The sequence below is a fragment of the Streptomyces sp. NPDC050548 genome (genome assembly GCF_044457385.1).
Lineage (GTDB): Bacteria > Actinomycetota > Actinomycetes > Streptomycetales > Streptomycetaceae > Streptomyces.
The window spans coordinates 39,115-59,002 of sequence record NZ_JBITGV010000013.1; the positions used below are offsets into that span (position 1 = coordinate 39,115).

At 69.4% G+C, this 19,888-nt stretch carries 16 protein-coding genes and 1 tRNA gene; 7 read left to right on the forward strand and 10 right to left on the reverse strand.

The annotated features are described in order from the left end of the window. Positions 1-166: 166 nt before the first annotated feature. The 3 genes from ACIBJH_RS31245 (at position 167) to ACIBJH_RS31255 (ending at position 8,937) form a co-directional block, all read left to right on the forward strand. The gene (locus ACIBJH_RS31245; protein WP_399120233.1) at positions 167-6,307 is read left to right on the forward strand and encodes a LamG-like jellyroll fold domain-containing protein; all 6,141 of its coding nucleotides are present in this window, start codon (positions 167-169) and stop codon (positions 6,305-6,307) included. A gap of 1,259 nt (positions 6,308-7,566) precedes the next feature. Next, the gene (locus tag ACIBJH_RS31250) at positions 7,567-7,719 is read left to right on the forward strand and encodes a hypothetical protein (protein ID WP_399120234.1); all 153 of its coding nucleotides are present in this window, start codon (positions 7,567-7,569) and stop codon (positions 7,717-7,719) included. 849 nt (positions 7,720-8,568) lie between these two features. Continuing rightward, a complete protein-coding gene (locus tag ACIBJH_RS31255) occupies positions 8,569-8,937 on the forward strand; it encodes a tyrosine-type recombinase/integrase (RefSeq protein WP_399120236.1) in 369 nt (122 codons plus the stop codon). Between the two features lie 100 nt (positions 8,938-9,037). Here ACIBJH_RS31255 and ACIBJH_RS31260 read toward each other — a convergent pair. Continuing rightward, positions 9,038-9,111, reverse strand: a tRNA-Pro gene (locus tag ACIBJH_RS31260). A gap of 159 nt (positions 9,112-9,270) precedes the next feature. Between ACIBJH_RS31260 and ACIBJH_RS31265 the strand changes: the two genes are divergently transcribed. Together ACIBJH_RS31265 and ACIBJH_RS31270 are read left to right on the forward strand one after the other, a co-directional pair. Continuing rightward, positions 9,271-9,978 (forward strand): transketolase, encoded by a 708-nt coding sequence (locus tag ACIBJH_RS31265; RefSeq protein ID WP_399120238.1) that lies wholly within the window; start codon positions 9,271-9,273, stop codon positions 9,976-9,978. Between the two features lie 55 nt (positions 9,979-10,033). After that, positions 10,034-10,954 (forward strand): transketolase family protein, encoded by a 921-nt coding sequence (locus ACIBJH_RS31270; RefSeq protein ID WP_399120239.1) that lies wholly within the window; start codon positions 10,034-10,036, stop codon positions 10,952-10,954. 24 nt (positions 10,955-10,978) lie between these two features. On the opposite strand, the gene ACIBJH_RS31275 is transcribed toward ACIBJH_RS31270, so the two are convergent. From ACIBJH_RS31275 to ACIBJH_RS31315, 9 genes are all read right to left on the reverse strand, one after another. Further along, positions 10,979-11,338 carry an MmcQ/YjbR family DNA-binding protein gene (locus ACIBJH_RS31275; RefSeq protein ID WP_399120240.1) on the reverse strand — a complete coding sequence of 120 codons (360 nt, stop codon included), beginning with the start codon at positions 11,336-11,338 and terminating at the stop codon, positions 10,979-10,981. A gap of 30 nt (positions 11,339-11,368) precedes the next feature. Further along, complete coding sequence (locus ACIBJH_RS31280; protein WP_399120241.1) at positions 11,369-11,914, reverse strand: GNAT family N-acetyltransferase; 546 nt, start codon at positions 11,912-11,914, stop codon at positions 11,369-11,371. Further along, positions 11,911-12,489, reverse strand: coding sequence for a helix-turn-helix domain-containing protein (locus ACIBJH_RS31285; protein WP_399120242.1), 579 nt, complete (start codon positions 12,487-12,489; stop codon positions 11,911-11,913). Before ACIBJH_RS31285 ends, ACIBJH_RS31280 begins: the two co-directional genes overlap by 4 nt. Positions 12,490-12,524: 35 nt before the next feature. After that, positions 12,525-13,427 (reverse strand): LysR family transcriptional regulator, encoded by a 903-nt coding sequence (locus ACIBJH_RS31290; protein WP_399120243.1) that lies wholly within the window; start codon positions 13,425-13,427, stop codon positions 12,525-12,527. A gap of 60 nt (positions 13,428-13,487) precedes the next feature. Further along, the gene (locus tag ACIBJH_RS31295) at positions 13,488-14,681 is read right to left on the reverse strand and encodes a glycine C-acetyltransferase (RefSeq protein WP_399120470.1); all 1,194 of its coding nucleotides are present in this window, start codon (positions 14,679-14,681) and stop codon (positions 13,488-13,490) included. Positions 14,682-14,695: 14 nt separating this feature from the next. Continuing rightward, positions 14,696-15,724 carry an L-threonine 3-dehydrogenase gene (gene tdh / locus ACIBJH_RS31300; protein ID WP_399120244.1) on the reverse strand — a complete coding sequence of 343 codons (1,029 nt, stop codon included), beginning with the start codon at positions 15,722-15,724 and terminating at the stop codon, positions 14,696-14,698. 164 nt (positions 15,725-15,888) lie between these two features. Further along, positions 15,889-16,263 carry a YybH family protein gene (locus tag ACIBJH_RS31305; protein ID WP_399120246.1) on the reverse strand — a complete coding sequence of 125 codons (375 nt, stop codon included), beginning with the start codon at positions 16,261-16,263 and terminating at the stop codon, positions 15,889-15,891. Positions 16,264-16,278: 15 nt separating this feature from the next. Then, on the reverse strand, positions 16,279-16,992 hold the full coding sequence (locus tag ACIBJH_RS31310; RefSeq protein ID WP_399120247.1) for an SDR family NAD(P)-dependent oxidoreductase: 714 nt from the start codon (positions 16,990-16,992) through the stop codon (positions 16,279-16,281). 172 nt (positions 16,993-17,164) lie between these two features. After that, a complete protein-coding gene (locus ACIBJH_RS31315) occupies positions 17,165-18,085 on the reverse strand; it encodes a LysR family transcriptional regulator (protein WP_399120248.1) in 921 nt (306 codons plus the stop codon). 138 nt (positions 18,086-18,223) lie between these two features. Here ACIBJH_RS31315 and ACIBJH_RS31320 point away from each other — a divergent pair, with 138 nt between their 5' ends. Continuing rightward, a complete protein-coding gene (locus tag ACIBJH_RS31320; protein WP_399120471.1) occupies positions 18,224-18,517 on the forward strand; it encodes a muconolactone Delta-isomerase family protein in 294 nt (97 codons plus the stop codon). 30 nt (positions 18,518-18,547) lie between these two features. After that, complete coding sequence (locus ACIBJH_RS31325; RefSeq protein ID WP_399120250.1) at positions 18,548-19,822, forward strand: YbfB/YjiJ family MFS transporter; 1,275 nt, start codon at positions 18,548-18,550, stop codon at positions 19,820-19,822. The last annotated feature ends 66 nt before the right edge of the window (positions 19,823-19,888 follow it).

Sequence of the window (19,888 nt, forward strand, 5' to 3'; positions counted from 1 at the left end):
CGCACAGACTCGAACGCATTTTGACCTGTATGCGTCAAAAACGGACTACACGTGGGCACATGTCGACCAATTGACGATGGACCGGGCTCACGCCAGCCACACAGAATGCACACGGCGCGGGGCCCACGGGGGGAACCGCCTGACCCCGCGAAGGACCACAACCTCGATGTCCTCCTCTCGCACAGCCATGCGCGCGTCCAGACGCCCCGCGTCAAAACCGATCGCGACCGCCATCGTCGCCGCCCTGGCGGCGAGTTCACTTGCGGCCACCGCACCCGCGCACGCTCTGCCCAGCACACCGACCACACCACAGAGCAACGATTCCCCGACCGCCGCCAGGCGTCTCAACCCCACGGAGTCGGCGTCCGCGCAGGCGAAAGCAACGGGCGAGCCGGTGACCGTCGACCAGCTCACCGACACGAGCACGGAGGTGGTGGCCAACCCGGACGGGACCTTCACCTGGACCGACTCCTCGATGCCGCAACGCGTACAGCAGCAGGGCAAATGGGTCCCCATCAACACGACCCTGGTACAACGGGCAGACGGGACCTGGGCCCCGAAGGCCGCCGTCACACAGGTGGCCTTCTCCGACGGTGGCTCCGGCGCTCTGGTCACGATGCGCAGCGGGGCCGACAAGCTGGGCTTCTCCTGGCCGGGTACACTGCCCAAGCCGGTGGTCGCCAAGGACACCGCCACGTACCCCGAGGTGTTGCCCGGAGTCGACCTCCAACTGACCGCCGACGCCTCCGGTTACTCCTCGATCCTGGTGGTCAAGACCGCCAAGGCCGCCGCCGACCCGCGTCTGCGGAGCCTCGCCCTCAACACCGCGTCGACCAACCTCAAGCTGACTGCCACGTCCAACGGCGGTGCTCAGGCCACCGACAAGCACACCGGCAAGACGCTGTTCCACAGCGACACCGCACTGATGTGGGACAGCACCGGCCAGAAGCCCAGCAGCGCCCCCCTCACCCGGACGGCGACCGTCTCGGCCGCCCGCGCCGAGCACACCGCGGCAGCCAAGGTCGGCAAACACCGTGCCCAGGTCCATGTAACCCTCAAGAGCGGCAAGCAACTACTGGGCCTGGACCGGTCCTTGCTCACCGCCCAGACCACCACCTATCCGGTCTATGTGGACCCAGAGTGGAGCGGCAGGCCCTCCCAACTCGACTGGGCCCGGATCTCCGACAACGGGTGGAACGTCTATAACTCGACGTCCACCACAGGTGCGACCAACGCCCGCGAGGGATGGGACAACAGCACCCCAGGCAACGGCGAACGCGCCCGCACGTACTACCAGATCAACACGGGCGGCATCAAAGGCGCCGTGGTCAGCCACGCCTCCCTGTACGTGAAGCAGCTCTCCGCCGCTTCCTGTTCGGACACCCCGGCCGCCGTCTACGGCACCGACCGCCCCGTCGGCTGGGGGTCGTCCTCGCTGTACTGGGGCCACGAGCCCGGAGGACGCACCGGTGCGCTCGGCACCAACCCCAAGAGCCACGAGGCCGGCACCTGCCCGGTAACCGACGGCTCCAACTCCTGGGTCAGTCCACCGTCGTTGGAGTTCGACGTGACCTCCCGGGCACAGAGCGCGGCGGCCGGCGGCTGGAGCAGCATGACGCTGATGGTCCAGTCGCCCAACATGGATGACGCCTCCCAGTGGAAGCAGCTCGCCTACGGCGGCGGGGCCACCATGTCGGTCACCTACAGCTACCGCCCCAAGCTCAAGAACGGCACGGGAACGCCCGCGATCAAGCCGTCCATCGTGAGCTCGGGCAAGACGATGACCACCACGCACACCCCGACGCTGTCCGCACGCGCGGTCGACCCCGACCTGGCAGGCGGCAGCGAACTGCTACGCGTCGACTACCAGGTCTTCAACTCCTCGGGCACCATGATCCACCAGGGCTACGGCCCCAACCTGGACTCCAAGAAGCGCGCACGCTACAACACCAACGGCAGCGACTGGACGACACCGAGCCTGCCGGACGGCACGTACACCTGGAAGGCCACGGCACAGAACGCGGCGGGCTACTGGGCCGGCACCGGCTCCGGGATCTGGACCAAGACCCAAACCTTCACGGTAGATACCAGCGCGCCGCCCGCGCCCACGGTGACCTCCAGTCAGTTCCCCGCCAAGCAGATCGGCGCGGCATACGGCGACTCTGGCACGTTCGTCCTGAGCAACAACCACACCAACAACGTGACCGGATACCTATTCGCCCTGGACGCCACGCTCAGCAGCACGGTGTACACCAGCAGCGGAGTCACCCACCTAGTAGCGGGCACCAAGATCGCACAGGGCCACATTTACTACGCCACGGCCGACAACGGACCCGGCACCGGCACCTCGGCGATCAACGGCAGCGCCTCCCCCGCATTCGCCCCGGGCGTGTCCGGACCGCACACCCTCTACGCCAAGGCGGTGGACCAGGCCGGATCGACGTCCATCTCCCAGACTGCCTACGCCTTCTACGCCGGAACCAGCACTCCGACATACGCCTACGGCGACAAGATGATCAGCGGCTGGACCGCGACCAACACGGACAGCACCACCAGCGTCGTGCCAAAGGCCACAACCACCAGCACCGGCGGCCAAGTGGTCAGCCAACCCGCCCACAGCGGCTACGAGTTCGCCGACGGGTACCAGGCCATGCTCGGCGACAAGAGCACGACGTCGAAGGTCATCAGTGGAGACAGCGCCACCTTCAGCTTCGACATCCCCAAGGCAGGTCCCTGGGGATTCGGCGCCAACCTCACCAAGGCCAAGGACTACGGCATCTATCGTCTGGTCCTGGACGCGGGCACAAGCACCCAGTCCACGTTGATCAGCGGATTCGACGCCTACAACTCGTACACCACCACTCAGTTCCTCAACCTGGGCATCCCCAAGGACGCGAGCGGCCAACTGCTCACTCTGAGACAGGGGGTGCACACTCTGACCCTCACTCTGACCGGTAAGAATCCCAGCTCGGCCGGCTATCAGGCCGGTATTGACGTATTGCGTCTCGCACCGGCGCTGACCTGCGCGATCAACGCCACCGGCAGCTGCCTGAACAACACTGCCACCAGCACCTTCACCACCACGACCAGTGCGGCCGACGCCGACGGCTCCGGCGACAGCATCAACTCGGCCGATCTGACCAGCACTTCGGGCTGGCAGAGCAGCAAGACGGTGACCGTGGACGGCGCGACCGTCACGCTGCCGAAGTTCGGCACCGGCACGTACGACAACATGCTCGCCTCCGGCCAGACCGTCACCCTGCCGGGCAGTGGCGTGGTGAACACCGGCGACGCTCTGGTCTTCCTCGCCTTCGCCACCGGCGGAGCTGCCAAGGGCGCCTTCGGCACCGTCACCTACGCCAAGAACAACTGCCTTGACCCGAACGGCGACCCTGCCGACCAGGTGTACCAACTGGACACCGTGCCCGACTGGCTCTCCGGCCCGGCCTCCGCGGCCTCGATCACCCTGATCCACGAGAACCACAGCAACAACACCCAGAACAGCCCGAGTTCCGGCCCGAAGATCTACGCGATCAGCGTCCCCCTGCAGTGCCCCGGCTCGGTCATCAACAGCATCTCCCTGCCCCTGTTCACGAACGGCGTCCAGACCGGTCAGCCCAGCCTGCACGTCCTCGGAGTGGGTGTACGGCCCATGGCGGTCACCGGGAGCGGATCAAGTGCCCAGCACTGGGTCGGTACCTGGTCCTCGGTCCAGGACACCGCCAAGGTGCAGCTCTCCAACGGTGGCACCGCGACAGCCAATGGGCAGACGCTCCGCATCCCTGCGCACATCAGCGTCGGTACCGATGACGGCAATGGGGTACGCATCCACCTGTCCAACGCCATGGGCACCACCCCGGTGACCTTCGACGCTGCCTCCGTCGCCCTCCAGGACACCACCGCGGGAGGGGCCGGCGCAGCTGCGGCCCCGACGCCGCTGAAGTTCGGCGGCTCCGCCTCCATCAGCATCCCAGCGGGCGGCGACGTCACCAGTGACCCGGTGACCCTGGCCGTCGCACAGCAGTCCACTGCTCTGGTCAGCCTCCAGGTGCACGGCTCAGCGACCGCGATGTCGGGTCATGCCGCGGCGCAGACTCCCGTCTGGGTCAGCGATGCCGCCAACCGCACCGGCGACACCGCTGCCACCAACTACACACAGTCCACCTACACGGGCCTGCCCTACCTCGCAGGCATCGACGTCACCACTCCCACCACAGCGCCCACAGGCTCGCTGGTCCTCTACGGCGACCAGAGCGTCAACGGCGACACTGCGAGCGGCGACGGCCAACACCATCTCAGCGATGCCTTCACCGACGCGCTGGTCAACGACTCCGTCGGAGACAACTCCGTGGACTACGGCGTGCTCAACGCGGGCACCAACAGCGGCAGCCTGAGCAACAACCTGCTGCCGCAGATCACCAACAGTTCCACTCCAAGGAACGCGCTGAACCCTCTGGACCGCAACGTACTGACCCAGGGCAACGTACGGACCGTCCTCGTCTCCACCGGTGCCACCGACCTGCTCAACTGCACCGGCGACGCCAACAGTTGCGCCACGAACGTGGAGAACGAACTCGCCTCGCTCAACAGCCAGTTGAGCTCGTACTACACGGACGACAGTCAGTCCTACGACGCCTCAGGCAACCCCATCACCCAGAACTCAAACATCACCGTCTACCTCGCCACCATCCCACCCTTCACCGCCACCCACCCGGGCACGGCAACCCAGGAGGCCGCACGCGAGCAGGTGAACACAGACCTGCTCAACAACCCGGGCCAGGTCATCGACTTCGCCTCGGCGGTCTCCACGGACGGCACCGCCACCTCCTCGACCGTCAAAGCAGCCGACCTGTCCAACGGCAACCCGGCCAACGCCTACTACACAGACCTGGCAGCCCTGTACATCAGCGTCACCGACAGCGGCAGCTTCACGCCGAACCTGGTCGTCCCGCTCGCCACAGGCAGCGACACTCCCGAGGACGAGTGGCAACTGGACACGGACGGCACCGACAGCCAGGGAGACAACCCGTTCACCGCCGTCGGCGGCGCGACGCTCGGCTCCGACGGCCCCGATGCGGTCAACGCAGGATCAGGCTCGGCGTCCTTCGACGGCAGCACCGGCTTCCTGGAGAGCGACCACACCGCCGTCAACACCCTCGGCGACTACACCATCTCCGCCTGGGTGAAGATCAACTCGGCAACCAGCGCCACCGCCATCTGCCAGGGCACGAGCCAGCATCAATCGTTCTACGTCGGCTACGACAGCGGCAACAAGGGCTGGATGTTCCAGACCACCACCACCAACGACGACAGCGCCGACTTCCCCACCGCGGAAGGCGACACCAACACCGGCGCCGTGGGCACCTGGGCACACCTCCTGGTCACCTACACCGCGCCAGTCGACGGCGACTCCAACACAGGAGTGATGTCGATCTATCAGAACGGCAGCCTGATGGGCACGGCCGCCAACCTCACCCCGCAGTACGACTCCTCCATGCCCCTGACCATCGGCGGCTGCGTCAACAGCGTCGACGCGACCACGCCGTACTCGGCCTTCCCCGGCTCCGTGGCAGACGTCCACGTCTACCCGTACGCGATGCCGCCCAGTCAGGCGAGTGCCACCAGCGTGATCGTGCCGACAGGCTGGGAGAACGGCATGCCCGAGGACGAGTGGAAGCTCGCCGCCAACGGCAGTGACACGGCCACCCTCAACCCGTTCACGGCCTCCGGCAGCGCCACCTTCGGCACCGACGCACCGAGCGGGGCGGCCGGCAGCGTCGCCTTCGACGGCAGCACCGGCTTCCTCAAGAGCAAACAGAGCGCCGTGAACACACTCGGCGACTACACCGTCTCCACCTGGGTGAAGATCAACTCAGCCCTCGGCACGACCGCCGTCTGCCAGGGCACCACTCAACACCAGGCTTTCTACCTCTCGTACGACAAGGCAAGCAGCGCCTGGATGTTCCAGACGACCACCACCAACGACGAGAACGCCGACTTCCCCACCGCGGAGGGAGACAACAACTCCGCACCGATCGGCACCTGGACCCACCTCGTCGCCGCGTTCCGCGCACCGGTCGCCGGAAGCTCCAACACCGGCAACATGGCCCTCTACCAGAACGGCACGCTGGTGGGGACAGCCACCAACCTCAGCCCCCAGTACGACTCTTCGATGCCATTGACCGTCGGCGGTTGCGTCAACAGCGCCTCCGCCACAGCCCCGTACCTGGCGTTCCCCGGCTCCGTGGCGGACGTCCACGTCTATCCGCGGACACTGTCGGCGAGCGAGGTCGCCGCGTTGCACTGAGCCACCGGCCGTGAGCCCCGCCGCCCCCATCAGGAGCGGCGGGGCTCACGCGTCGTAACCACCAGTAGCTGTCGGACCTGCATGGGCACCGCGCCGCGCGCGCTCATAAGCAGGGTCTCCCACGGGGAGAATCTGGGGAGTTCGGACGGCACCGAGGAGCACGTGGAGAGAATCGACTGCGTAACGCGAGACGATCCTGAACGACACCGAAAGACTCGTCTGCGCAGCGCAGAGGCGGAAGTCGGCGCATCACCGCAGGTCAGCGCCCCCAGGTAGACAACTTCAAGAATATCTCGCCCCCCTCCAGCTTGGGAGACCCCGAGTCAGCTCACACAGCCCACGTCCCACCCCGTCGGCGGCCGACTCCGACCAAGATCCGGACCAGGTACGGGCCAGAGACCGCCCATCCCTCCCACGGGTCAGCGTTTCCCCAGGTCACGGGGGGGGGTGCGGCCTATACCACCAGCAGACGAAGAACCTGTTGGGCATTCTGCACACATGGCTGAGCACCACCTCTGACATCACGAAATCCTCAGCGACATCCCTCAGCCAGACTGCACACCACATCGCCTGACCAGGGATGCTGCGCGACTGACACCCCATCAGGACGAGCGTCACGAGCGTCATTTCAGCGTCAAGATATCGCCCGTAACGCCCACACCGCACATGATGCGCACGCACAAAACCGCAGGTCAGGACAGCTTGGCGACCGGTTCAAGGATCGCGACGCACTCCACATGGTGCGTCATCGGAAAAGCGTGAACGGCACGACATTTGACACATCAGGCATGTGTGCAATCGTCGACGCATCCGACGAATCTCATCGCCCTGCGGGAGCCGCGCTCCGGCGATCTCGTCGTGAGCGAGGGGAACATAGCCGCACATCGCCGGTTAGCCAAACCGGCGTTTCTGCAGACGATTGTTGTCCAACGTCTGCCCCGAGCACCACCGCGGATTGATCCATCGGCGCGAATTTACCACCGCCGCAGAGGTGGAGTCCCCTGTTCCCCGATTGCGCGACGTCCGTCGCCGGAGGTTCCGCTCCTCCCGTAGCCGATTGGTGCTGCATACCGCCCGGAGATCCACCACACTTGCGCCCCGAAGCAATAACAGATTCGACAAACCGTCAGCCGCGTAAGCAAAGGGAAGGCGCTCCGCACTCCGTAGCCAGATGCACCGCCGCCACCTCAGCTGACAGCCGTTCGCCCCTCCTGACCAACGCCTGGTATTCGACGAATGACCTAGCCACCCGCCTGCACGTGGACGCCTCGACTCTACGTCGCTGGCGCACCGCTCGGCCGCCGCATGGCCCGCCGTTCGTCTCCGTTTCCGAGCGCGTGGTCATGTACAGCGCGCTCGACGTCGAGGAATGGCTGCGCAGCCGCCGAACCGTCCCGAGCAGGGAAGCCTGATGGCCGAGAAGGCCATTGTTCCGGTCGGCGTCAAGCTCTCCACCGACATCGAATACCGGCCCGATCGCCCCCGCCCCTACCGAGCACGCGTCCGCTGGTTCGATCCCGCTACGAAACGGCGCATGTCCCTGTCGGAGGGAAAAGCCGACGAGGACGAAGCGCAAGAGTGGCTCAAGGACATCATCGAGGCCGCGCAGGCCGGGCTGTCCCCGTCGCTCGCCACCATGAAACTCGCCGAATACGGCGACGCGAACATGGATCTCACCCTGCGCGGGCTGGAGTTGAAAACCCTCGACCCGTATCTCGCGGGATTGCGGGTCCGCGTGGTCCCCGCCCTGGGCCACCTCGCCGTACGGATGATCACCAACGGCGTCGTCGACCGCAGCGTGCAGAACTGGATCGTCGACGACCACAGCCGCTCCACAGTCAAGAACACCATCGCCGTCCTGGTCCGCGTCATGGAGCAGGCCGTCCGCGACGGCATCATCAAGGTCAACCCCGCCCGAGTCAGCGGCTGGCAGAAGCTCTACAAGCAGGCCGAGGACGAACTCCGCGACCCACGGGCCCTCGCCCTGCCCGACTGGGACACGCTCGTCCAGTCGGCCGACGCACTCGTGGCCGCCTCCTACAACCAGTACCGCGGCTGGGGCGACGTCGTCCTCTTCGCCGCGAGCACCGCCGCCCGGATCGGAGAAGTCTCCGGGTGCCGCGTCGCAGACATCGACACCAGCCAGTGGATCTGGACAGTACGGCGTCAGACCACACCCGCACCCGGCGGGACTCACCGACAAGGGCACCAAGGGCAAGCGCGCCCGGAAGGTTCCCATCATCGAGGAGATCCGCCCGCTCGTGGCCCAGCGCATCCTCTCCGCCGGCCCCGACCCCGATGCGCGACTGTTCACCGGCCCACGCGGAGGACGCATCTCCACCGCAGTCCTGCGCGACGCGACCCACTGGGACGAGGTCGTCACCCAGCTCGGCTACGAGCACCTGCGCCGCCACGATCTCCGCCACACCGGACTGACCTGGTTCGCAGACGCCGGAGTCCCCCTCCACGTCCTGCGCAAGATCGCCGGCCACGGTTCGCTGACGACCACTCAGCGCTACCTGCACCCAGACGTCCACAAGGTCACAGCCGCCGGTACGGCACTCTCCGCGCACCTCAGCGTGCTGCGCGCCCCGCGTTCCCTTCCCGCGACGGCTGTCCTCACCCGCTGACACCGGTCAAGGAACGCTAGTCCCCATCTGGTCCCCAGAAATGATCGAGGGGCGGTTTCGGATTCCTCCGAAACCGCCCCTCACCTGCGACTCTGCCGAGTCGGGACGACAGGATTTGAACCTGCGACCCCTTGACCCCCAGTCAAGTGCGCTACCAAGCTGCGCCACGTCCCGTTGCCCGTCTGACCTGGGGTTTCCCCTGGTCGAACGCGCATGGAAACAATACCGCACTCCCGTCGGTGATCGCGCACGCCTTTATCGGGGGCCGGCTTCCGGGCGACTCGTCCCGTGGCGCTTGACCTGAAGTTTGGTTGAGGTTGCACGATCGTCCGCATGACCATCACCACGGAACTCAGCCGCCCGTACACACACGGCGACCTGCCCCGGCTCATGAGCCTGATGACCGGCGACGAGAAGCACGGTCCGGCGGCGACCTCGACGCTGGACGTGCTGTGGGTGCTCTACGACCGGGTGCTGCGGGTCGGCCCGGAACGCATGGGCGACCCGGGACGGGACCGGTTCCTGCTCTCCAAGGGGCACGGGCCGATGGCGTACTACGCCGTACTGGCCGCCAAGGGATTCGTCCCGGTGGAATGGCTCCCGGACTTCGGCTCGTACGACTCTCCGCTCGGGCACCACCCGGACCGGGTGCTGGTGCCGGGTGCCGAGATCGGCAGCGGGTCGCTGGGGCACGGGCTGCCGATCGGCGTCGGGACGGCACTGGGGCTGCGCGCACAGGGGCTCGCCGAGCCGCGGGTCTGGGTGCTGGTCGGGGACGCCGAGCTGGACGAGGGCAGCAATCACGAGGCCATCGCCTTCGCCGGGCCCGCCGGACTGGACCGGCTGCACACCGTCGTCGTCGACAACTCCTCGGCCACTCATGCCCGGCCCGGGGGCATCGCCGCCCGCTTCGAGGCCGCGGGCTGGTCGACCATGACGGTCGACGGCCGCGATCACGAAGCGCTGTACGCCGCTTTCACCGCGCCGCATCCGGGCCGGCCTCATGTGGTCGTGGCCCGGGTGGAGCCCAAGTCCGCCTGATCGTCCGTCCGTTCACCAATCCGCTCACCAGTGGCTCAAGAAGGGCTGTCTCTCCATGGACACCATGCGTGACCGTTTCGCCCCGGTCGTCTCCCGGCTTCTCGACGAGGATCCACGCGTCGCGGTCGTCCTCGCCGAGATCGGCGCGGTCAGTCTCGAAGAGGCACAACTCCGCCACCCGGACCGGGTGATCAACGTCGGCATCCGCGAGCAGCTCCTCGTCGGGGCGGGCGCGGGACTCGCGCTGACCGGGATGCGCCCCGTCCTGCACACCTTCGCCAGTTTCCTCGTCGAGCGACCCTTCGAGCAGGTCAAGCTGGACCTCGGGCACCAGGGCGTCGGCGCGGTGCTGGTGAGCGCGGCGGCCTCGTTCGACTGGCCCGCCGGCGGGCTGACGCACATGGCTCCGGGCGATGTGGCCCTCCTCGACACGCTCGACGGCTGGACCGTGCACGTGCCGGGCCACCCGGACGAGGCCGAGACCCTGCTGCGGCACGCGGTCGCCGCGGGCGACGACAAGGTGTACGTACGGCTGTCCGTCCAGGCGAACGCCGACGCTCTCCCGGTCGACGGCGAGCGTTTCCTCCCCGTCCGCGAGGGCCGCTCCGGTGTGGTCGTCGCGGTCGGGCCGATGCTCGACGCCGTGCTCGACGCGACGGAGGGCCTCGACGTCACCGTCCTGTACGCCACGACCGTACGGCCCTTCGACGCGACCGCGCTGCGCCGTGCCACGCGGACAGCCGGGACGGACGTCGTTCTCGTCGAGCCGTACCTCGCGGGCACCTCGACGGCCGCCGCGAACGACGCCCTCGCCGACGTGCCCCACCGGGTACTGGGCCTGGGCGTGGCCCGCCCCGAACTGCGCCGCTACGGCACCCTCCCGGAACACCTGTCCGCCCACGGCCTCGACGCCCGGACACTGCGCGAACGGATCGGGAGTTTCGTCGGGCGCGGGCACGCCGACCCGCGGCGCTGAGACCGGCCGGCCGCCTCCGGCGGCTCAGCCGTCGGCCGGCAGGCCCAACTCCGGGTAGGACTCCAGGAGTCGGGGCGGGGCCGCCTGGCGCCAGGAGTCGGCGAGGATGTCGCGCAGTTCCTCCTCGCTGTCCAGCGCGGCGAGCCGGGCCCGGACCCAGGCGAAGCCCGCCTCGTGATCGGCGACCCAGAACTTCTCGGGCTCGGCCAGGACGAGTTCGTCGCGCTCCTCCTTGGGGCAGCGCACGGCGATGGAGGTCTCCTCCTCGGGCAGCGTGACGAACATCTTCCCGGCGACCCGGAACGTGGGCATGCTCCAGGCGATCTTCTCCGTCGTGTCCGGGAGGGAGAGGGCGATACGGCGTACGTCTTCGGCATCCGGCATGACACGCAAGATAGCGGCCGGCACTGACAATCACCTGGTGGGAGTGTGTACCCCCGCCCCCACCCGCTTGTAGTAGAGCCTCGTCGGCCGCAGCACCCCCGCCGGGCTCGCCGCGTAGTCGGGGATCGTGCCGGCCCGGGTCCAGCCGGCCGAGTCGTAGAGGCGTTCGGCGGTGCTGTCCGTCTCGGTGTCCAGGTGGAGGAGGGTGATGCCGGCCGCCACCGCCGCGTCCTCCGCGACGGTCAGGAGCCCGCGCCCGAGGCCCTGTCCGCGGGCGTCCCGGTGCACCATCAGTTTGACCAGCTCGGCGCGGTGGCGGCTGTTGGGTTTGTCGGCGAAGGCCAGGCTCACGGTGCCGACGACCCGTTCGCCGTCCCACGCCGCCCACACGGCGAGCCGCCCGGCGCTCACCGCGTCGGCGCGCTCCCGCCACCAGGCGACGGCCTCCGCCCGGTCGAGCGGCGCGAGGAATCCGACCGACGCCCCGTCGTGCACGGTGTGGGTCAGCAGGTCCGCCAACTCGTCGAGTACGGCGAGCAGTTGGGGCGCGTCCAGTCGCTCCGTCCTCGTCCTCACGGCAGCACCACCGCCAGTACGTAGCGGACCCCGTCCGGACCAGGGCAGCGGAACCGGGTCGGGCCCCACACCCGCAGCCGTAGACAGTCGCCGGTGTCGAGATGGTGGTCGGTGTGCCCGGCCGTCACGTCGAGGGTGCCCTCCAGGACCCAGATGTGCTGTTCGAGGCCGGGGACGGGCGGGCGGTCGTAGGCGATGTCGGCGCCCGGTGTCAGTCGTCCCTCGACGAGTTCGCCGCGCAGGCCCGTGTGCGGGGGCGACACGGAGCGTCGTACGAAGCCGGAGGTGCGGTCCTCCCACACGGGCTGGTCGGCGGTGCGCAGCAGCGGGGTGGGTTCGGCCTCCACTTCGCTGAGGAGTTGGGACATGGTCCGGCCGTAGACGCCGCAGAGGCGGTTGAGGAGGGAGGCGGTGGGGCTCGTCTCGGCTCGTTCCGCGCGGGACAGGGTCGACCGGCTCACCCCGCTGCGTTCCGCCAACTCCCCGAGGGACCAGCCGTGTTGGGCTCGAAGTTCGGCCAGGCGGGAGCCGAGGCGGACGTCCACGGGGTCCGGAACCTCGTCTTCGTGCTTCATATTCGGGACGGTATCCCGGATATGAAACGCCGAGGTTACGTCCGTGCCACTTCCGCCAGCGCGTCCAGGACCGGGCGGATCAGCGGGTGCTCCTCCGTGCCGCGTCGTACGGCCGCGAAGACCCGGCGGGTCGGCGCCACCCCGTCGACGGGCCGGACGACGACTCCCGTCAGGTCCATGCCGCGCAGGGCCGAGCGGGGGACGAGGGCGACGCCCACGTCCGCCGAGGCGAGGGCGACCACGGCTCGGAAGTCGTCCGAGGAGTGTTCCAGGCGGGGCTGGAATCCGGCGTTCTCGCAGGCCAGGACGACGACCTCATGGCAGGGGTTGCCGGGGTAGGGGCCGATCCACGGGTCCTTGGCCAGTTCGGCGAGGGGAACCTCGTCGGCGCCGGCCAGGCGGTGGGCGAGCGGGACGACCGCGTCGAACGGCTCGGCGTAGAGCGGGACATGGATCAGTCGCGGGTCGTCGGCGGGCGGGGCGCCCCGGTACTCGACGGCGACCGCGACATCCACCTGCCGGTCAAGGACCATCGGCAGACTGGCGTCGCCCTCGGCGTCCTGGACGCGGATCCGGATGCCGGGCGCCAGCGAAGAGAGCCGGGTCACTGCCGGTGCCACGACCTGTGCGATACCCGTCGCGAACGCGGCCACCGTCACCGTGCCGGCCTCGCCCGAGCTGTAGGCGGCGAGTTCCGCCTCGGCGCGCTCCAGCTGGGCCAGGACGACGTTGGTGTGGCCGAGCAGGATCTCGCCGGCCGGGGTCAGCCGTACGCCCTTGGCGCCGCGCTCGACCAGGCGGTGGCCGGTCTCCTGCTCCAGGGCGGCGAGCTGCTGGGAGACCGCCGAGGGGGTGAGGTACAGCGCGGCGGCCGCCGCCGTCACGGTGCGGTGGTCGGCCACCGCACGGAGGATATGGAGCCGCCGCGCTTCGATCATGGGACCGATTATCGCAATATGTCCGAGCCTCCGGACGAACCCGGGCCCGGGACGAACGAATCAGCCCTCCAGTTCCGCCCGCGCCGCCACGAACGCGTCCACCGCGCGGTTCACGTCGTCCGTCGAGTGCGCGGCGGACAGCTGGACCCGGATACGTGCCTTGCCCTGCGGGACGACCGGGTACGAGAAGCCGATCACGTACACGCCCCGTTCCAGCAGGAGTTCCGCCATCCGGCCGGCCACCGCCGCGTCGCCGATCATCACGGGGGCGATGGCGTGGTCGCCGGGGAGGATGCCGAAGCCCTCCTCGGTCATCCGGCGCCTGAACAGGGCGGTGTTCTCGGCGAGTTGGACCCTCAGGTCGTCCGCCGACTCCAGCAGGTCGAGCACCTTGAGGGAGGCCGCGGCGATCACCGGGGCGAGGGTGTTCGAGAAGAGATACGGCCGTGAGCGCTGGCGGAGCAGTGCGACGATCTCGGCGCGGGCGGCGACGTAACCGCCGGAGGCGCCGCCGAGCGCCTTGCCGAGGGTGCCCGTGATGATGTCGACGCGGTCCATGACGCCGTGCAGTTCGGGGGTGCCCCGGCCGCCGGGGCCTACGAAGCCGACGGCGTGGGAGTCGTCGACCATGACCATCGCGTCGTAGCGGTCGGCGAGGTCGCAGATCTCACGGAGGGGGGCGACATAACCGTCCATGGAGAAGACGCCGTCGGTGACGATCAGCTTGCGCCGGGCGCCCGCCGCTTCCTTCAACTGCTGTTCCAGGTCGGCCATGTCGCGGTTCGCGTACCGGTGGCGGCGGGCCTTGGAGAGGCGGATGCCGTCGATGATCGACGCGTGGTTGAGGGCGTCGGAGATGACCGCGTCCTCGGGGCCCAACAGGGTTTCGAAGACACCGCCGTTGGCGTCGAAGCAGGAGGAGTAGAGGATCGTGTCCTCCTGGCCGAGGAACGCGGAGAGACGGGCCTCAAGTTCCTTGTGCACCTCCTGAGTTCCGCAGATGAAGCGCACGGACGCCATGCCGTAGCCCCAGCGGTCGAGGGCCGCGTGGGCGGCGGCGACGACCTCGGGGTGGTCGGCGAGGCCGAGGTAGTTGTTGGCGCAGAAGTTGAGGACCTCGCCGGGGCGGCCGCCCGAGGTGACGTTCACCGTCGCGGACTGCGGGGAGCCGATCACCCGCTCGGGCTTGTGGAGTCCGGCGGCGCGGATCTCGTCGAGGGTGGTGCGGAGGTCGTCGCGCACGGAGTCGAACATCATCAATTCCCTTGCTACAGAGTCCAGTCGAGGATGACCTTGCCGCCGCGTCCGCTCGCCGCGTCCGCGAACGCCGCCTCGAAGTCGCGGTGTCCGTAGCGGCCGGTGATCACGGGCGCGAGATCCAGGCCGCCTTCCAGCAGCACCGACATGGCGTACCAGGTCTCGAACATCTCACGGCCGTAGATGCCCTTGATGGTGAGCATCGAGGTGACGATGCGGGACCAGTCGACGGGGAACTCCTGGGAGGGCAGTCCCAGCATGGCGATACGGCCGCCGTGGGTCATGTTGGCGATCATGTCGCGCATGGCCTCGGGGCGGCCGGACATCTCCAGGCCGATGTCGAAGCCCTCGCGCAGGCCCAACTCCTTCTGCCCGTCCGCGATCTGAGCGTCCGTCACGTTCAGGGCGAGGGTCACGCCGATCTTGCGGGCCAGGGCGAGGCGTTCCTCGCTGACGTCGGTCACCATGATGTTCCGCGCGCCGGCGTGCCGGGCAACTGCCGCCGCCATCAAGCCGATTGGCCCCGCCCCGGTGATCAGTACGTCCTCGCCGACGAGCGGGAAGGACAGCGCGGTGTGCACGGCGTTGCCGAACGGGTCGAAGATCGCGGCGACATCGAGGTCGACGGGGACGCGGTGCACCCATACGTTGGCGGCGGGCAGCGCCACGTACTCCGCGAAGGCGCCGTCCCGGCCGACGCCGAGCCCGACCGTGGCGCGGCACAGGTGGCGGCGCCCGGCCAGGCAGTTGCGGCACTTGCCGCACACCAAGTGGCCCTCGCCGCTGACCAGTTCACCCACGGCGATGTCGGCGACGTCCCGGCCGGTGCCGACCACCTCGCCGACGAACTCGTGCCCGAGCACGAGCGGTGTGCGGATCGCCTGTTGCGCCCAGCCGTCCCAGGCCCGGATGTGCAGGTCGGTGCCGCAGATCCCGGTGCGCAGCACCTTGATCAGTACGTCGCCGGGTCCGACGGCGGGCTCCGGGACGTCCACGAGCCACAGCCCGGGCTCCGCCTTCTCCTTGACCAGCGCCTTCAACGCTACGGCTCCTGTGCGTGAGGCCCGGGGCCGGGCTCGGTCCGGGCATGCCGGACGAGCCCGTTCCGGGGTGGGGGGTGGATTGTGCTAGCAATCTGCCCTACCGGAGCGCCCGGGTCCATCGAGGTTTTCTTAAGCGGTGTCGCAGCTTTCCTTCACACCTGTCACCCGGCCGGCCGCGAGACCTGGTAGTGGGCGATGTACCAGCCCTCCCCCAGCCGCCGCACCAGCACGGCGAGCTTGACGTCGACCGGCGGCCGGTCGGTGAACGTGAACTCCGCGTCCAGGTAGCCGAGTACGAGGTCGTCGGCGTAGCGCCGGGTCTCCAGGACGTCGTAGGCCGCCTTCATACCGAGCGGCTGGGAGGCGTAGTACTCGGCGACGCCCGCCCGTCCGACGCTGAAGGGGTGCAGCCCCTGGAAGATCGCGTCCTCGGTGAAGAGCCGGGCCACCGCCTCCGGGTCATGGGCGTCCACGGCCGCTTTCCAGGGGTCGAGGACACCGCGCAGGACGAGTTCGTCGTCGTCGCCGCTGTTCATCTCCGTCGACCTTTCTCAGTGACCGGCGCTCATGCCGCCGTCGACATGGAGGATCTCGCCGGTGACGAAGGGAGCGTTCTCCAAGAAGACCACGGCGTCGACGATGTCGCTCACTTCACCCATCCGGCCGACCGGGTGCAGGGCGGAGAGGAAGTCGTGGGTCTCCTCCGCGTGCATCGGGGTCTTGATGGTGCCCGGCGACACGGCGTTGACGCGGATGCCACGGGTGGCGTACTCGATGGCGAGGGACTTGGTGGCGGACTGGATTCCGCCCTTGGTCAGCGAGGCCAGGACGGAGGGGACGCGGGCGTCCGCGTTGTCGACGAGGCTGGTGGTGACGCTGACGATGTGGCCGCCGCCCTGGGTGAGCAGGTGCGGGACGGCCAGCTGGGTGAGCCGGAAGAACCCGGCCAGGTTGATGCCGAGCACGCTCGCGTAGTCGTCGGCCGTGTAGTCCGTGAAGGGCTTGGCGACGAAGACGCCCGCGTTGTTGACCACGGTGTCGATCCGGCCGAACCGCTCGATCGCGGCGGCCACGACCCGCTCGGCGGTGGCCGGGTCGGCGATGTCGCCCCGGACGGTCAGGATGTCCGCGTCGTCGGCGGGGGCGATGGTGCGCGAGGTGGCGACGACCGAGTAGCCGAGCTTGCGGTAGGCGTCGACGACGCCCGCTCCGATGCCCTGCGAGGCGCCGGTGACGATCGCGACCTTCTGGTTCCGAGTGCTCATGACGACCTTCTCCGAAGTGGTGAGTGCGGTGCTCCCGGTTGGTCGTTTTTACTAGCCGACCGGTCGCCTATGAATGAACGTAGGCGACCCGGAGAGATGAAAGCAAAGGTCAGATGGGCTTTCCCCAGGACCGGAATCCTCGCTGCTGGGAGGCCTGGCCTCCCAGGCCACGTCAGCGGTGCGGGTCGCCCTCGGGCAGCCAGGCGTCCGGGGCGCGCAGCCCGAGGTCGCCGACGCCCTCGCACAGCGCGTCCACGGCGGCGAGCACCGCGGCCCGCGTCTCGCCCTCGCGCCACACCAGCGACCAGGTCCAGTGGACCGACGGTCCGACGACCTCGCGGCGCACGAGGTCGGGCGGCAGCGGAGTGGTCTGTCCCTTGGGCGAGTTGACGACCGGGCGGCGGCTGCGGCGGACGTGGTCGAAGAAGGCGGGTCCTGTGATCCCGCCGTCGGAGATCGGCACCGCGTGCGCCCCGGTGTCGTGGGCCAGCTGCTCGGCGTAGACGTTCCAGGACGACCAGGACTGGGTGTCGTCGTCGAGGAGGACGGAGGTGTCCCGGGCGCGTACGTCACCGGTGTCGGTGCCCGTGGCCACCGCGTACAGCCGGTCGGCACCGAGCAGACGGGCCCGCAGTCCGTGCCGCTTCAGGTCCTCGTCCCGCACCCAGCACACCGCGAGGTCCAGACTGCCGTCCGCGACCCGGGCGGCCTGCGTGTGCGAGGGCGCGATCCAGGCGTCCACATGCACCTGGGCCACACCCGCGGTGCGCGCGGTCAGGTCCGCGGGGAGCCAGTTGACGTACCCGAGCCGGACCGCCTCCGAGCCCGCCAGCCGGCCGGCCCGGCGCCGGAGGTCGTCGGCGCGCTCCAGCAGGGCGCGGGTGTGCGGGAGCAGGGCGGCACCGGCGGGGGTGAGGGAGACCGAGCGGCGGTCGCGGTCGAAGAGCCGTACGCCCAGATCGCGTTCGAGGGCCTTGATCTGCTGGGAGAGGGAGGGGCCCGCGATCAGGAGGCGATCGGCGGCCCGGCCGAAGTTCAACTCCTCGGCGACGGCGACGAAGTACCTCAGTTGGCGCAGCTCCACGCCCGTCATGCTACGCGGACTGGGAGGCCGGAACTCTCAGCAGGGAGCGAGCCCGTCGTGGCGCCCGCGCCGGACCCGGGCCACGATGAGGGCATGGAGACCCGGCACCCTGTCGCCTGGCCGGGCGGGCCCGAACGGAGCGAGGTCATGCGAGAGTTCCTGGTCGAGATCACCACCACCGTCCCCGAGGGCACCCCGAAGGACGAGGTCGACCGGCGTCGCGCCGCCGAGGCCGTCCGCTCCCGCGAACTGGCCGTGACCGGCCACCTGGGACGGCTGTGGCGCCCGGTCGGCGAGCGGCGCAGCATCGGCGTCTGGCTCGCGGACGACGAGGACCAGCTGCACGAGAAGGTGCTCGGCACGCTGCCCCTCGCCCCGTGGATGACGTTCGCCGTCACTCCGCTGGAACCGCACCCGAACGACCCCGGCCATGCGGAGTAACTCGCCCTGTCTGCAAGGGATTTGGCCGTCATGAGCCCCGGCGCTCCGGGCCCCGCGGCCCGGGCGGACGGCCCTCTCCTGTCGCCCTGGGCGCATGTCGTCCGGGTCGCCGCGGCGCTCGCGGCGGGCATGGGGGTCGGCCGCTTCGTGTACACCCCGATCCTCCCGCTGATGCACGCCCAGGCGGGCCTGTCCACCGACGCCGGCGCCCACCTGGCCACCGCCAACTACGTCGGCTACCTCGTCGGCGCGCTCGCGGGCACCCTCTCCCCCGCCCTGGTCCGCTCGCGCGCGACCCTGCGCGGCGCACTCGTCCTGCTGATCGGCACGCTGGCTGCGATGCCGGCCACGCACAGCACGGAGCTGTGGCTCACGCTGCGACTGCTGGCGGGCGCGGCGAGCGCGCTGATCTTCGTCGTCGCGGTCAACTCGCTCCTCGGCCACCTCCGGGACCACCCGCCGCACCTGTCCGGCTGGGGCTTCGGCGGTGTCGGCGCCGGTATCGCGCTCTCCGGCCTCCTGGTCCTCGCCCTGCGCCCGACCGCGGACTGGCGGACCGCGTGGTGGGCAGCGTCCGCGCTCGCCGTCGTCCTGGCGGCGGCCTCGTGGAACCTACGGCCGGAGGTGGCGGCGGCGACTGTGTCTGCCGCGTCGCCGGACGACATGGCGTCCGCGCACATGCCGGAGGCCGCTACGGCGACGGCCGACCGCCGTTTCGTCGCCCTGTTCGTCAGCTACAGCCTGGAGGGTGTCGGCTACATCGTCGCCGGGACCTTCCTGGTCGCCGCGATCGCACAGGGCTCCCCCGGCTGGATCGGCGGCGGCGCGTGGGTGCTCGTCGGGCTGGCCGCCGTACCGTCCTCCGCGCTCTGGGCCCGGCTCGGCCGCCGCTGGTCACGGCCCGGGCTGCTGCTGGTCGCGCTGGTGATCCAGGCGGTCGGCATCGCGCTGCCCGCGCTGGTCGGCGGGGTGGCGGCGGCCCTGGTCTCGGCGCTGCTGTTCGGCGCGACCTTCATCGGCGTCAGCACCCTCGCCCTGGCCACCGGAGCCCAACTGCGCTTCCCGCGCTCGGTGGCGCTGCTGACCGCCGGCTACTCCGTCGGCCAGATCCTCGGCCCGCTCGCCGTCGCCCCGCTGCTGCGCCACGGCTACCGCCCGGCCCTGCTCCTGGCCGCCCTGGTGGTCCTCGCCGCGGCCGTCGCCGCCGCCGTCCTGCGCGCCGGCTTCCCGCACCACGCGGTGGCGGTACGACAGTCCGTGCCGGAGCAGGAACGACGGCCCGCGCCCACCGACGCGGGCCGCTGATCGGGCGGGGTGGACCCCAGCAGGGCACGGCAGTTGACCCACAGTGGGCTCAGCCACCCGTCAGGA